This is a genomic window from Buchnera aphidicola (Anoecia corni) (genome assembly GCF_964056675.1).
In the GTDB taxonomy this organism is placed as follows: Bacteria; Pseudomonadota; Gammaproteobacteria; order Enterobacterales; family Enterobacteriaceae; genus Buchnera_E; species Buchnera_E aphidicola_B.
Genome location: NZ_OZ060371.1, coordinates 288,199 through 303,713, shown reverse-complemented (window position 1 = coordinate 303,713; position 15,515 = coordinate 288,199). Strand labels below are relative to the sequence as shown.

The 15,515-nt window shown below is 22.8% G+C and carries 10 protein-coding genes; 3 read left to right on the top strand and 7 right to left on the bottom strand.

The genetic code is table 11. The annotated features are described in order from the left end of the window. Positions 1 to 94: 94 nt before the first annotated feature. Positions 95 to 1,774: a 30S ribosomal protein S1 gene (gene rpsA, locus AB4W63_RS01245; protein ID WP_367680795.1), complete on the top strand. Its 1,680-nt coding sequence runs from the start codon at positions 95 to 97 to the stop codon at positions 1,772 to 1,774. 220 nt (positions 1,775 to 1,994) lie between these two features. After that, positions 1,995 to 2,771, top strand: coding sequence for a triose-phosphate isomerase (gene tpiA / locus AB4W63_RS01240; RefSeq protein ID WP_367680794.1), 777 nt, complete (start codon positions 1,995 to 1,997; stop codon positions 2,769 to 2,771). A 341-nt stretch (positions 2,772 to 3,112) separates the two neighbouring features. Here tpiA and pfkA read toward each other — a convergent pair whose 3' ends face one another. The 6 genes from pfkA to phrB all read right to left on the bottom strand — a co-directional run bounded on the left by pfkA (position 3,113) and on the right by phrB (position 11,952). After that, positions 3,113 to 4,075: a 6-phosphofructokinase gene (gene pfkA / locus AB4W63_RS01235; RefSeq protein WP_367680793.1), complete on the bottom strand. Its 963-nt coding sequence runs from the start codon at positions 4,073 to 4,075 to the stop codon at positions 3,113 to 3,115. A 380-nt stretch (positions 4,076 to 4,455) separates the two neighbouring features. Continuing rightward, entirely contained in the window at positions 4,456 to 5,148 is a 693-nt protein-coding gene (gene gpmA / locus AB4W63_RS01230) for a 2,3-diphosphoglycerate-dependent phosphoglycerate mutase (RefSeq protein ID WP_367680792.1), read from the bottom strand. A 498-nt stretch (positions 5,149 to 5,646) separates the two neighbouring features. Then, positions 5,647 to 6,846, bottom strand: coding sequence for a dihydrolipoyllysine-residue succinyltransferase (gene sucB, locus AB4W63_RS01225; RefSeq protein ID WP_367680791.1), 1,200 nt, complete (start codon positions 6,844 to 6,846; stop codon positions 5,647 to 5,649). A 22-nt stretch (positions 6,847 to 6,868) separates the two neighbouring features. Further along, the gene (locus AB4W63_RS01220; protein ID WP_367680790.1) at positions 6,869 to 9,670 is read right to left on the bottom strand and encodes a 2-oxoglutarate dehydrogenase E1 component; all 2,802 of its coding nucleotides are present in this window, start codon (positions 9,668 to 9,670) and stop codon (positions 6,869 to 6,871) included. A 106-nt stretch (positions 9,671 to 9,776) separates the two neighbouring features. Next, the gene (locus AB4W63_RS01215; RefSeq protein ID WP_367680789.1) at positions 9,777 to 10,520 is read right to left on the bottom strand and encodes a Nif3-like dinuclear metal center hexameric protein; all 744 of its coding nucleotides are present in this window, start codon (positions 10,518 to 10,520) and stop codon (positions 9,777 to 9,779) included. A 4-nt stretch (positions 10,521 to 10,524) separates the two neighbouring features. After that, complete coding sequence (gene phrB, locus AB4W63_RS01210; RefSeq protein ID WP_367680788.1) at positions 10,525 to 11,952, bottom strand: deoxyribodipyrimidine photo-lyase; 1,428 nt, start codon at positions 11,950 to 11,952, stop codon at positions 10,525 to 10,527. 229 nt (positions 11,953 to 12,181) lie between these two features. On the opposite strand from phrB, the gene fldA reads away from it, so the two are divergent. Then, positions 12,182 to 12,700: a flavodoxin FldA gene (gene fldA / locus AB4W63_RS01205; RefSeq protein ID WP_367680787.1), complete on the top strand. Its 519-nt coding sequence runs from the start codon at positions 12,182 to 12,184 to the stop codon at positions 12,698 to 12,700. Between the two features lie 381 nt (positions 12,701 to 13,081). Here the strand turns inward: fldA and gap are convergent, their stop codons facing one another. Beyond that, positions 13,082 to 14,077 carry a type I glyceraldehyde-3-phosphate dehydrogenase gene (gene gap, locus AB4W63_RS01200; RefSeq protein ID WP_367680786.1) on the bottom strand — a complete coding sequence of 332 codons (996 nt, stop codon included), beginning with the start codon at positions 14,075 to 14,077 and terminating at the stop codon, positions 13,082 to 13,084. Between the last annotated feature and the right edge of the window lie 1,438 nt (positions 14,078 to 15,515).

Below are 15,515 nucleotides of genomic sequence, written 5' to 3'. Positions count from 1 at the left end.
CCTAAAAAATGGAAATTTTTTAGAAAAATGTACTATATCTTAATAAAAATACGGAAATTGTAGAGATTAAATAATCTATATATACATATATAATATGACTGAAACATTTTCTCAATTACTTGAAGAATCTTTTCAAAAAATAAAAACTGCTCCTGGATCTATACTAAAAGGAACAATTATATCTATAGGTAAAGATTCCGTTATAGTAGATGCTGGATTAAAATCTGAATCTTCTATTCCTATCGAACAATTTAAAAACAAAAAAGGAGAATTAGATATATCTATAGGAGATCTTACTGATGTTTCGCTAGATACGATAGAAGACGGGTTTGGAGAAACAATATTATCTAGAGAAAAAGCAAAAAGACATGAATCTTGGTTATTATTAGAACAATCTTTTAAAGAGAAGAAAACTATTAATGGAACAATAGATGGTAAAGTAAAAGGTGGATTTACAGTTTCTCTAGATGAAATTAGAGCTTTTTTACCAGGTTCATTGGTTGACGTAAGACCAGTAAGAGATACCATGCATTTAGAAGGAAAAAACTTAGACTTTAAAGTAATAAAACTAGATAAAAAACGAAACAATGTAGTAGTTTCTAGAAGAGCAGTTATTGAATATGAAAATAGCGCCGAAAGAAATCAACTATTAGAAAAACTACAAGAAGGACTTAAAGTAAAAGGAATAGTTAAAAATTTAACTGAATATGGTGCTTTTGTAGATTTAGGAGGAGTTGATGGATTACTACACATAACAGATATGTCCTGGAAAAGAGTTAAACATCCTAACGAAATAGTTAGTATCGGAGATGAAATATCAGTTAAGATTCTAAAATTTGACCGTGAAAAAACCCGTGTTTCATTAGGACTAAAACAACTAGGAGAAGACCCATGGATAGCTATTTCTAATCGTTATCCAGAAAAAACTATTTTAAAAGGAAGAGTAACCAATTTAACAGATTACGGATGTTTTGTTGAAATAGAAGAAGGAATTGAAGGATTAGTTCATGTTTCTGAAATGGATTGGACTAATAAAAATATACATCCTTCTAAAGTAGTTAATGTAAATGATATTGTAGAAATTATGGTACTAGATATAGACGAAGAAAGAAGAAGAATATCTCTAGGTATAAAACAATGTAAAAAAAATCCATGGAAAAACTTTTCAGAAATTCACAAAAAAGGAACTAAAGTAATAGGAAAAATAAAATCTATTACTGATTTTGGAATATTCATTGGTCTTCCAGGTGGAATAGATGGACTGGTACATTTATCAGATATAGATTGGAATTCTTCTGGAGAAGAAACCATTAAAAACTATAAAAAAGGAGAAGAAATAACAGCAATTGTACTTCAAGTAGATCCTGAAAGAGAAAGAATATCTCTAGGAATAAAACAATTGCAAGAAGATCCTCTAAATTTTTATTTAAAATTAAAGAAAAAAAATGGTACTTTTATAACAGAAATAAAAAAAATAGAAGAAACACGATTTATTACAAAAATGAAACATAATATTACTGGAATCGTAAAATTATTTGAATTACCTGAAAAAAATAATAAGATAAATATTATTCAATACAAAATTAATGACATTATTTCCACAAAAATAAATAATGTAGATAAAAAACATAGAACTGTTTATTTAACTATCGTTCAAAATAAAAATACATTGAAAAAAGAAAGCACTGATGATATACACTCTAATGCAGCGAAAAAAGAAAAGTTTTCAAACGCTATGATGGAAGCGTTTAAAGCTGCAAAAAATAATGAGTAAATTGCACTTAAACAATTAAATATTGGTTATAATATTCTATTGTTACATTTATTAGAATCAAACTACATAATCTTAAATTATTTGATTAATAGTATTAAATGCTATTTAAAATGAAATATTTTATTTTATATTTCATTTTTCTATACAACTAAATTGCTACTTGCTAAAATGGCAATTTAGTTTTTCTAACTATACACAACTTCTAAATTCCTTCAAAAAAATGAAAAAAAACCCCACATTACCTATAATTATAGGAAACTGGAAATTAAATGGAACAAAAAATAAGTTAAATTCGTTTTTTAAATTTATAAAAGAAAAATCATTAAAAATGAAAAAAAATTTAACTATATTAGCTCTTCCAACTATTTATTTAAATTATGCTCAAGAACTAGTGTCAAAATTAAATATTAACTGTAAAATATCAGCGCAAAATATAGATATTCATAACTATGGAGCGTATACTGGAGAAACATCAGTAAATATGTTATCTGACATTAATATACAATACACTATACTAGGACATGCAGAACGACGTCACTATCACTCAGAAAACAATGATATTATTGCAAAAAAATTTATTTTATCCAAACAAAAAAATATCACTCCTATTTTATGTCTTGGAGAAAATCAATTAGAAAAAGATTATGGAAAAACAGAAGAAATAATATTAAATCAATTAAATGCTATTGCTAATATAGATAAAAAAAACAAAACTATATTCAATAATTCTATTATTGCTTACGAACCCATTTGGTCAATTGGATCTAAAAAATCTGCTAATCCCGACATAATTCAAAAAATACATACTTTTATAAAAAACTACGTTATTAAAATTCAAGATTTTAATGTAAATAATTTTTTTACAATTTATGGAGGATCTGTTAACGAAGAAAATATAAGTTATTTTTTAAAAAAAAAAAATATAGATGGTTGTTTAATTGGAAATGCTTCTTTAAATAAAACTACATTTAATAAAATTTTAGTAAAATCTAAGTAAATAAATAAATAAATTTTTTATAAATGAATTACTTATATATAAAATTATTGTAACTAACAATTAATTATAATTTCTTTTTATATAAAGTTACTATTTTTTATAAAAATAGACATATCTATTGTTATAGAAATAATCTATATATCTAACTATAAACAAAAACGATTAATACGTTATAAAACGTATTAATTAAATAATTAAAAATTAAATATATAATAAAGTATGAAATTTTTAAAATTAGAATAAAACAATAAATAAATTTACTTATTTGAGAATGCAAATTTCTTTTCAAAAAAACTATATAGTTTTTTTATAAAAAACTTATTTAAATAATTAACTGTTTTCTAAACCAATTTTTTAGCTAAATCAAACCAATCACTTTTAAAAGACCGTTTCATATTTTTTAAAGCGTAACTAATATCATTATTTACCATTTTTCCATTTTTGATCCCAATACATTTTCCAACATTACCTTTTATTATTAAATCTATAGCGTAAGAACCCATTCTAGATGCTAAAATTCTATCATAAGCTATAGGCTTACCTCCTCTTTGAATATGTCCTAAAATAGTAGCTCTTGTTTCTCTTTTAGTATTTTTTTCTATATATCTAGCTAAATTTTCTACATTACAAATATGTTCTGTTATAGCTATAATTGCATGCTTTTTTCCTTTAGATAATCTATTTTTTATATAATTAAGTAAATCTTCTTTAACATATTTAATTTCTGGTAATGCAATAAACTCACAACCTCCCGCAATAGATGCAGCTAAAGTTAAATCCCCGCAGTTACGTCCCATTACTTCTACTATAGATATTCTCTGATGCGATGAAGAAGTATCGCGTAACCTATCAATTGCTTCTACCACTGTTTCTAATGCAGTTAAATATCCAATTGCATAATCAGTTCCTACAACATCATTATCAATGGTTCCTGGTATAGTTAAGCATGGAATTCCTAATTCTGTAAGTTTTTTTGCTCCTACATAAGATCCATCTCCTCCTATAATAACTAAATAATCGATTCCTTTTTTTTTTATATTATTTATTGCAATCAATCTATTTTTTATTAAATTAAATTCTGGAAATCTAGCAGATCCTAAAAATGTACCTCCTCTATTAATCATATTTGATACACTATCACTGTTTAATTTAACTATTCTATTTTTACATAAACCTAAATAACCATCATATATCCCAAATAATTCTAATCCCTCCATTATACCTGTTCTTACAATACTTCGAATAGCAGCATTCATCCCTGGTGCATCACCACCACTTGTTAAAATACCTATTTTTTTTTTCATAAACTTTATAACCCTTTACATATAACATTAAACACAAATTTATTAACATATTTTCAAATCTATAACTTATTCTTAATGATATATAAAACAACTTATTTTTAATAGTTCTATAAACTATTTTGCTAATTTTAATCAATACGAAATAAATCTATATTTTTTATAACAAAAACAATTTTAAAATTTAAATAAAATGTTTCACAAATTTATTTTAATTTTAACATTTTAGTTTTAATCATTTTTACTAATTAAATTTAATTAATTTATTTAACAAAGTAATACTATACTCTAATGCATGTATTAGTTTACATAACAACAAATTAAAAATTTATTTATTTTAATTTTTTTACTTTATTTTTATGTTTAAATTTATATTTAATTTTTTATAAAAAATAGTATCTTACTGGAACATTGTTTTTGTTAAATTCATAAATAATAGGAGATCCAGTTGGAATATCTAATCTACTAATTAATGCATCATCAATTTTTCCTAAATATTTTATTAACGCTCTTAAAGAGTTACCATGAGCTACTATAATTATTTTTTTTTGTAATTTCATTTTTGGTAACAATGTTTCTTTCCAAAATTTAACTACTCTTTTCTCAGTTAACTCTAAACTTTCCCCTTTAGGAAAATTGTTTAATCCTATATTTTCATAACGCTCATCATATCCAGAAAACAAACAACTAGCATTTTTTATTTTAGGCGGTGATATTTTATAGCTTCTTCTCCATTCATGTACTTTCTTTTTTCCATATTTTTTTATCGTTTCATCTTTGTTCAATCCTTGCAAGGCACCATAATGCCTTTCGTTTAACCGCCAATCTTTATTTACAGTAACCCAATTTTTATTCAATGTTTTTAAAATAATCCATAAAGTATGAATAGATCTTGTTAACATTGAAGTAAATGAATAATTAAAATCAATTTTATTTATTTTTAATAAGTTTGCAGCTTTTACTGCTTCTTTTTTACCTAACTCAGATAATTCAACATCATTCCATCCTGTAAACTTGTTTAATAAATTCCATTTACTTTGTCCATGCCTAATTAAAATAACTTTATTTACTGACATATATACTCCTTTAAAAAAATGCATATTAAATAAATTAAAACCATTTTAAATTATAAATAATATATAAATATATACAACAATCTTTAATTACAATAAAAATTGTAATTTTTTAACAAAAAAATATCACTACAATATATTTATAATTAATTTATTTATTATTGTTAAATATCAATAATGAACTCATATGTCATAATATTTACAAAAACTACATATAATTTTATACTAAAATTATTTTCATTGAAAACTATTAACAATCATTAATATGTTATTTAATTTAAGCTATTTTGCCTCATTTAAAACAATTAAATACATAAATATATATATTCTAAACATTTCATTCTTTTAAAAACTTCTATTTACTTTAAAAATAAATTTAATATTTTAACTTATTTAAATTAAATTAATTATTTTTTAATAACGTTTATTCATTAAATATAAATATGTTGGTTAACAATATAAAGTTCCAACATATTTTAATTAATTCATTTTATAACATCTTTATACATGTAATAAAATTCTAGAAAAATCTTCTAATATTTCTTTCAATCTTGATAAAAATTGAATAGAGGTTTTTCCATCTATTATTCTATGATCATAGGATAACGAAATATACATCATAGGAAGAATTATAATACTATTTTCTACTACCATTGCTCGTTTTATGACATTATGCATTCCTAAAATAGCTGTTTGAGGTGGATTTATTATAGGAATAGACATTAAAGAACCAAAAACACCTCCATTACTAATAGTAAAATTCCCTCCAGTTAAGTCATTTATAGATAACTTTCCAGTATTCCCCTTTAAAATAAAGTTTTTTATTTTTTTTTCTATATCAACTATACTCATTTCTTCTACATTTTTCAACACAGGAGTAATCAAACCTCGTTTTGTCGCAACAGCTACACTTATATCAACATATTTATAATATATAATACTATCTTGATCTATTGAAGAATTAATCACTGGAAACGACTTTAAGGATTCTGCTACTGCTTTAATAAAAAAAGATGTTAGTCCTAATTTTGTTTTATGTTTTTCTTCAAACTCGTATTTATATTTTTCCCTTAAATTTAATATGTTTTTCATGTTAACTTCATTAAATGTTGTTGAAGTCACCATATTCCTTTGTGAAAATAACAATCTTTCTGACATTTTCATTTTTAAAGGACTCATTTTTATTCTTTCAGCTCTTCTTTTTTCGTAACTTTGTTTATTTTTTATATTTTCTTCTTCTCCTCTTATACAGTTTATACTGTTTTCAACTTTATCTTTTTTAATAATATTTAATACATCATCTCGATTTAACCGTCCTTTTTTTCCAGTAGCAATAATTAATGTATGATCTATTCCATGTTGCTTTATTAATTTTCTCACTGAAGGAGAAGCTTCTAATTCTTTTTCCTTTTTTACAGATTCATTTTTTTCTTTAACAATTTTTTTTAATTTCTCTTCTTTTTGTAAGGTAATTTTTCCTAATATCTGTTTTGAATAAACAACTTCTCCCGGTTTCATTATTATAGATGTCAAAATACCATCTGTTAAAGCAGGTACTTCTAATATTACTTTGTCTGTTTCGATATCTAATAATACATCGTCTCGTTTAACATATTCTCTAATATTTTTATGCCAACTAATAATTTGAGCATTAGATACAGATTCTGGAAATTCTGGAGCTAATATATCTACTTCATTCATTATTTTTCCTAATATGAATTAGTTAATTAATATTTATTGCTTTTTGTAAAATATTTTCTTGTTCTATTTTATGACAAGAAAAACTACCTACTGCTGGCGAAGCTGATTTTCTTCTCGAAATACAAAAAAAATTTGAATTTATAGGTAATAAAGATTTTATTTTTTCTTGAAAAAAAAACCAAGCACCTTGATTTAAGGGTTCTTCTTGACACCATACAAAATCATGAATATGATGACATATGTTTAAGATTTGTCGAATATCTTTTTTGGGAAATGGATATAACTGTTCTATGTTAATAACACATATATTAACTATATTTTTCTCTTTTATCTTTTGTAAAAGATCATAAAAAATTTTTCCAGTACAAAATATTACTCTTTTTAGTTCTTCACTCGATAAAAGTGATTTAGAATAAACTATTTTTTTAAAATCTTGATAGCATATTTCATTAAAAGAAGAATATGTTTCTTGACGTCTTAATAATGATTTTGGTGTGATAATAATTAATGGCTTTTTTTTCGTTAAAAAAGCTTGCTCACGTATTAAATGATATATTTGTGAAGCTGAAGATGGAATACATACACGTATATTATCCTGGGCACACAGCTGTAAAAATCTTTCAATTCTAGAAGAAGAATGTTCCGGTCCTTGACCTTCATATCCATGAGGTAAAAACAAAACTAAATTGGACTTTATATTCCATTTTTGTTCTCCTGAAACAATAAACTGATCAATTACTACTTGAGCTCCATTAGCAAAATCTCCAAATTGAGCTTCCCAAATCGTCAAAGTTTTTGGAGAAGAAATAGAATAACCATATTCAAACCCAAGAACTGCTTCTTCAGATAATACTGAATCAATAACATCGAAAAAAGAACTAGAACTATTCATCTGCATTAGAGGTGTAAAACTAGAACCATTTTTTTGATCATGTATTTTTAAATGACGATGAAAAAATGTTCCACGAGATACATCTTGTCCTGATATTCTACAAGAAATCCCAGATTTTATTAAAGTTGCGTACGCTAAAACTTCTGCAGATCCCCAATCAAACTTTAATTCTTCTTTTACCATTTTTAATCTATTTGAGTAAATTTTATTAACTAAAAAATGTGTATTGAATTTATCAGGAAATGAATAGGCACTATTTGCTATTTTTTTTAAATAATCAGCATCTATAACTTTTTTTTCAAAAATACTCTTACTACTTTTTTTTACTTCTAAAAAAACGTCTTTTTTATTTATTTTATTTTCTTGTATATACGCAAAATATTCACTTTCTATTTTATTACGATATTCTTCTACTTCATTATCTGCTTCTTCTTTAGTTACTACTTGTTTGTTAATTAACTTACTAGAAAAAATAGAACACACTGTTGGATGATTTTTAATCTTTGTATATAAAACAGGTTGAGTTACATAAGGATCGTCTGCTTCATTATGTCCATTTCTTCTATAACAAACTAAATCGATAAATACATCTGAATTAAATATATTACGAAATTGTAATGCTAATTGCATTACATATATAACTGCTTCTGGGTCATCTGCATTTACATGAAAGATAGGACATTGAGTCATTTTAGCAATATCAGTACAATATTTACTAGATCTAAGATCCATATGATTTGATGTAGTAAAACCAATTTGATTGTTTATGACAATGTGAATAGATCCATTAACGTTATATCCTGTAGTCTTAGACATATTTAGTATTTCTTGAACAATTCCCTGACCACATATTGCTGCATCACCATGAATCAATATAGGTAGTATGTTTTTTGTACTATTTTTTTTTTTATTTTTGTCTAAATTAGCTCTTACAACACCTAATACAACAGAATTAACAACTTCTAAATGAGATGGATTACACTGTAAAATTAACTCAAGATCATAATTTTCTTTAACTTTTTTAATTAATTTATGTCCTAAATGGTATTTAACATCTCCAGAAATATTCTTACTTGTTTTATTAGAATCAAAAAATTCAGAAAATATATTTATTATTGGTTTTTTTAATATATTCACTAAAACATTTAATCTTCCTCTATGAGCCATTCCAAATACAATTTTTGATATTTTTTGATCTTTTGCAGATTTTATAACTGAAGATAGCATTGGAATTAAAACATCTGCTCCTTCTAACGAAAATCGTTTAGCTCCTGGAAATTTGTTCTGTAAAAACTTTTCAAAAATTTCACATTTAATTAAATCTCTTAATATAGATTTTTTCGCTTTATCTGTTATTTGTGAATAAATAGATATATGTGAAATGTAATTCTTAATCCAATTTATTTTATTATTATTGTCAATATGTAGAAACTCAAATCCAATAGATTTACAGTATAAATTTTCATAAATTTTTAATTTATGTCTTATATTATTTTCTGAAATTAATCTTATAAATTTTTCTTGTAACGTCGGATAATTGTATTTTAAATATTTTTTAAAACTTGTAATATAATATTTTACTAAATCTTCTTTTTCTATATTCAAAACTAAAGGATTAATAGACGCAAACTTATGTCCATGTTTTTGAAAAAAAAAATCTAAAATACAAAACAGTATTTTTTTTAAAGTTGATTCTTTTTCTTTAATATTAGAAAATTCTAATTTTTTTAATTTATTTTTTTGATCTTTTATATAATTTTTTTTAAATATTTTTTTTTTATTATATAAATTATTTTTTAATTCATTGAATTCGGATTTAAAAGAAAAATCTAAAATATTACTTTTTTTTTTATTTATAAATTCATTATACAAATTTTCTAAAAACTCTTGATTAATAGAATTTATCCAAGATGTTTTTTTAAACAAAATCATATGATAATATCCTTAACTTTAAGATTAATATTTTAACTTTTAAAAAAATTATTCAAAATGATTTATTTTCTTTAGCTCATTTTTTTATAAAAAATAAAACATTATTTTAAATTGGATTATAGATATCTAAAAACTCAACATGCAAATTATATTTTCTTTGTAACCATTTACCTAAATATTTTATACCGTTTCTTTCAGAAGCATAATGACCAATAGAAAAAAAATGAAGTTTATATTCTCTAGCATAGTGAATAGTTTCTTCCGACACTTCTCCAGTAATAAAAGCATCTACACCAAACTCCCCGGATTGTTTAATAAAAGATTGACCTTTTCCACTACACCAAGCTATTTTACTTATGTATTTAGATCCTGTTTCCCCAAAATAAAAAGGTGTTCTAAAAAACGTTTTTTTTATCTTATTAAATAATTCTATTCCTGTTATTTTTTGATCAACATTACCCCATGAAACATATTTTGTTATATTATCCTTATAATTGATCTTTAACTTTCTTCCAATATGAAAATTATTTCCTAATGTTTTATGAATATCTAAAGGTAAATGCCACGCATATAAATTAATGTCATTACTTAAGATCTTCTTTAATCTTTTCCTCTGTATTCCTCTAATAATATGCAAATCGTTGTTCCAAAAACAGCCATGATGTACTATGATTGCATCAGCTTTCTTTTTTACAGAATATTCCAATAATTCTTGACAAACAGACACTCCGGAAATAACAGAATTAACTTTTTTTTTTCCTTCAACTTGTAATCCATTAAAAGTATAATCTTTAAATAAATGAACTTTTAATTTAGCATTTACTACTGATTCTAATTCAATATTATTCATACTATTAATTACTCATATTTTTTGCTAACTGAATAAAGTGTAAAAATTTTTTATACTCAATATTATACATAACAATAAATGTTGGATAACGTACAAATTTCTTTTGTATACACTTACACAATCCAGGATTATGGATACAACGTATAGGAATATGAAGTAACTCTTTTAAAAAACTTTTAATATAATTGCATAAATAATCAAACCTTTGACATTGACTTATAGGATTAAACGTTCGAACATATGGGGCGTTATCACATCCTATTGATGATATCCATTGCCATCCACCATTATTAGATGAAAAATCTCCATCAATTAATTTAGACATAAAATATTTTTCACCTAACCTCCAATCGACTAGTAAATTTTTTACTAAGAAATTAGCAGTCACCATTCTTAATCTATTATTTATCCAACCTAATTCATTTAACTGTTTCATACCTGCATCTACTATAGGATATCCTGTTTTACCTTTTTTCCACATTTTAAAAAAATACATGTTATTTTTCCAAACAAGTTTCCCTTCCCATTTTCGCAAAGATTGATTTTTGCTTAAGATAGGATATCCATTTAACAAATGTTTAAAAAAATCTCTCCAAATTAATTCGTTTATCCATTTTAAAACAAATTTATTTTCTAAAAAATTACATTCTTTTTCTATAGATTTTAAAAAGCATTGTTTAGGAGATAAAACCCCAATACTTAAATATGGAGATAAAAAACTATTTGATTTAAACGCAGGATAATCTCTATATAAAAAATATTTTTTAATCTTTTGTAAACAAAATTTATTTAATTTAAGTAAAGCATTTTTTTCCCCTACTGGAAAAATGTTTTTGTCAAAATTTTCTCTTGGAAATTTAAAAGAATAAATCCTACACTTATAAACTATGTTTAATTTTCTTCTAGAAGGTTTCGGGAAAATAACGAAGTTAACAACTTTTAATTTACTAATCATTTTTTTTTTAAACAAATGAAAAACTTTATACGCACTATTAACTTTAGTTAACATTTTTTTAGGACTAAGTAATAAATTCCCATGAAATCCATTCATACTAATATTGTTAATATTTAATTTTTTTTTTATATCAACATCACATTCTTTTTCAATATGTTCATATTGGTAATTATAAAAAACAGAATTTATTTTGTGTTTTAAACAAAATTTTACTATTAATTTTTTTAAAACTGAATTACTATTAACTTCATAATAGTAAAAAATTATTCCAATTTTAAACATCTCTTTAGATAGATTAAATATATGTTCATATATAAACTGCGATTTTTTATAAGACATATTATTCTTTTTCCATTGTTTTGGAAGAGATGTAAAAAGTCCTAATACTTTGTCTTTTTTGTTTTTGCAAGCAGTATATAAAGCTTCATTATCTGTCAATCTTAAATCACTTCTAAACCACATAAGATTAATATTCATATTTTTACAACTTTATAAAAAATAATATATGCGTTTATTAAAATAAAAAACTAATTACTGTACAAGAACAAAATTTTATTTTTATATAAAATATTCATATGTGTTAAGATATAATAACCTATATTTAATATGTACTTTTACATTTATAGTATATCATGTTATTAACTATTCAATAAAAGTTATCCTTTTTTTAAACAATTTAACTTAATATAATTCTTGGACCTTAAATATGAAGAAAGTAGGAATTTTTTTTGGTACTGATACTGGAAACACAGAAAAAGTAGCTTTTTTAATACATGAACTATTAGGAGATGCAATTTCCAGTATGTTTAATATTATTGAAATAAAAAAAAAAGATATAGAAAAGTATAACATTCTTATGTTTGGTATACCTACATGGTATTACGGTGAATTACAATGTGACTGGGAAGATTTTCTTCCAACTTTAAAAACTATAAATTTTAAAAATAAAACAGTAGCTTTTTTTGGATGTGGAGATCAAGAAGATTATTCAGAATATTTCTGTAATGGAATGAGAATTATATATGACTTAATTGTCAAAAAAGGAGCAAAATGTGTTGGAAAATGGAAAAATGAAGGATATTCTTTTAAGTCATCCACTGCACTATTAAATGATAAATATTTTCTTGGATTAACTATTGACGAAGATAGACAAATTGAATTAACAGAAGACAGAGTTTATATGTGGGTGAATTCTATAAAAAAAGAAATAAATTTATCTGAATAAAAGAAGCGTAATAATAATTTTAATTATATTAATAGATCTAATTATATTTATAATAAACATTAATATAAAAATCAAAAATACATTATATGTTTATAACATAAATAAAATTGAAATACATACAAATATATTATTTGAATAAAAATATAAATGTATGTTCACTTAATTTAATAGTGATTTATTATATACAATTTTGTTATTTTTTCTATAACATGTGACGATAATTCTTCGTCACATGAAGAAAAAATATGTGCTTTATTAAATGAACAAAGTTCAATTATCTTATTTCTACATCAATAAGACAACTACTCAGTATATTAGAATAATTTGCTTATAATTAAAATTTCTTAATAAAAATTATTTTAAAAAATAAACAAAAAATATTTAAGAACAAATTAGTTCTACAAGATCAAGCACTTTAGTAGAATACCCGGTTTCATTGTCATACCAAGATATTAACTTAGAAAAATGATTATTTAAAGACAATCCAGCCGTAATATCTACAATAGAAATTAACTTACTTCCATTAAAATCTGAAGAAACTACAGGATCTGTAGTGTATCCTAAAATATCTTTCATAGAACTACTAGAAACATATTTTATTAATTCACAAATATCTTGATAACTTGCTGATTTTTTATGACGAAAAGTTAAATCTACTACAGATACGTTAGGTGTTGGAACCCTAAAAGCTATTCCTGTTAATTTTCCATTTAATTCTGGTAATATTTTTCCTACTGCTTTAGCTGCTCCAGTAGAAGAAGGTATAATGTTCTGAATAGCTCCTCTTCCTCCTCTCCAATCTTTACTAGAAGCTCCATCTACTGTTTTTTGCGTAGCTGTTACCGAATGAACTGTAGTCATTAATCCTTCTAAAATATTAAATTCATCATGTATTACTTTAGCTAAAGGAGCTAAGCAATTAGTAGTACAAGAAGCGTTTGACACAACTAATTCACCTTTGTAAGTATTAAAATTAACTCCTCGGACAAACATAGGAGTATCATCTTTAGATGGTCCAGTAATAACTACTTTTTTTGCTCCTGAAGATATATGGCTTAATGCACTTTCAGTTGTTAAAAAAATTCCAGTTGATTCTATAACTACATCTACAGAATATTTACTCCATAAAATATCTTTTGGACTTTTCTTAGCAGATGTAAATATTTTTCTATTATTTACAATTAAACAATCTTCTTTTACTTCTATACTATTAAAAAATAAACCATGTGTAGAATCATACTTTAACATGTAAGCCATGTATTCAGCACTAACTAAATCATTTATAGCTACAATATCGATATTTGAATTATTTTGTGCCATTCTGAAAACTAATCTACCAATACGTCCAAACCCGTTAATACCTACTCTTATTTTCATTCTAATTTACCATTTTATTTATATATATATATAATAATTTATTGAAATTAAAAAATATTGAAACTAATATAATGAACAATGCTATTGTTTTTAAAATAAAATATTATTACTTTAATTAATATAATATTTAGATTAAAAACCTTATATTTAGTTAACTTAATATATTAAATTATAAAAATAGTATGAATATTTGTTTAGAATAGCTTTAACTATGTAAAATATTAATTATACTTTATTACCTATATAGACAGCAATTAAAAATAAAACATATTAATTTTGTTCTACAATTAAAATCGTATTTCATATAAATTTTTACTCATATTTATATCTTAAAAAAAGATAAAAACCCATTAAACAGATTTAAAATTTATATTTATATTTAAAAAAATACATACTTATGGTTAAATAAAATTTGATAATGATTGTGTTTTGTTTAATAATTTTTACTATAAACTAATTAGTCATTAATAACCTACATATTTTTTATAAAAAACATTATAATTTATTTGAAATAAATAATACTTATCATATAAAATATATATATGTAGAAATAACTATTAAATTATTATTTATATATATCTATAAAAAAATAAAATTTAAAAGTGTTTTTTTATAAGAGTTAAAAAAATTTTTAAAATATATCAAAATTTTTTGAATTACCTTTCTTCCAAATTAACAATATAATAATCAAAATTTATTCTGATTTTATTAAAAGTAACATAGTAAAACATTTTTATCCAAAACTATAGAAATATATATGTACTAGGTACATAACACATTCATATAAACATCAATGCATTAATATAAGTATTTCACTATTTTATCTACTTAATAAAACACTATATAATAAAACTTATATAACAGTATATTCTATATATATATGTATTAAGTAATAGACAAAATTATTATTTTTAATTTTAATTATGCTATTCAAAAAAAAAATGATTACAATTTATCCTAAAAAATTAATTATTTTTTAATATAATCTAGTATATAAAAATATTTATCACACTATTTAAACAAATTATCTTTTAAAAAATTATTTTACTATAACTTTATATTATTACTGCATATATATAAATAATAAATCAGTATTTTTAAAGTTTATAAAAAAAATTAATTTTGTATGTATTTTAAAAAAAACAATAATAATAATTACTACTAATTTAAATAGAATTATATATTAGTATTTTATTATTAATATTTATTTATTCGTTTAATTTTATTAAAAACAACTAAATATAAATCTTATTTATTACATTAAATTACATTTAAATATAAAAAAAAGTTTTTTTTAAAATCAATAATAGGTATTTTTCGCAAAGTAAAATAAACTATTTTTTAAGATTAAAATTATTAATTACGAATACTAAAATAGAATTTTATTAAATCTCACGATTTAATTTTAAATATAAATATATATATATGTAATATATAT

Coding starts and splice junctions, on each gene's coding strand:
- rpsA (WP_367680795.1), top strand. CDS start 95: ATGACTGAAACATTTTCTCAATTACTTGAAGAATCTTTTCAAAAAATA.
- tpiA (WP_367680794.1), top strand. CDS start 1,995: ATGAAAAAAAACCCCACATTACCTATAATTATAGGAAACTGGAAATTA.
- pfkA (WP_367680793.1), bottom strand. CDS start 4,075: ATGAAAAAAAAAATAGGTATTTTAACAAGTGGTGGTGATGCACCAGGG.
- gpmA (WP_367680792.1), bottom strand. CDS start 5,148: ATGTCAGTAAATAAAGTTATTTTAATTAGGCATGGACAAAGTAAATGG.
- sucB (WP_367680791.1), bottom strand. CDS start 6,846: ATGAATGAAGTAGATATATTAGCTCCAGAATTTCCAGAATCTGTATCT.
- AB4W63_RS01220 (WP_367680790.1), bottom strand. CDS start 9,670: ATGATTTTGTTTAAAAAAACATCTTGGATAAATTCTATTAATCAAGAG.
- AB4W63_RS01215 (WP_367680789.1), bottom strand. CDS start 10,520: ATGAATAATATTGAATTAGAATCAGTAGTAAATGCTAAATTAAAAGTT.
- phrB (WP_367680788.1), bottom strand. CDS start 11,952: ATGAATATTAATCTTATGTGGTTTAGAAGTGATTTAAGATTGACAGAT.
- fldA (WP_367680787.1), top strand. CDS start 12,182: ATGAAGAAAGTAGGAATTTTTTTTGGTACTGATACTGGAAACACAGAA.
- gap (WP_367680786.1), bottom strand. CDS start 14,077: ATGAAAATAAGAGTAGGTATTAACGGGTTTGGACGTATTGGTAGATTA.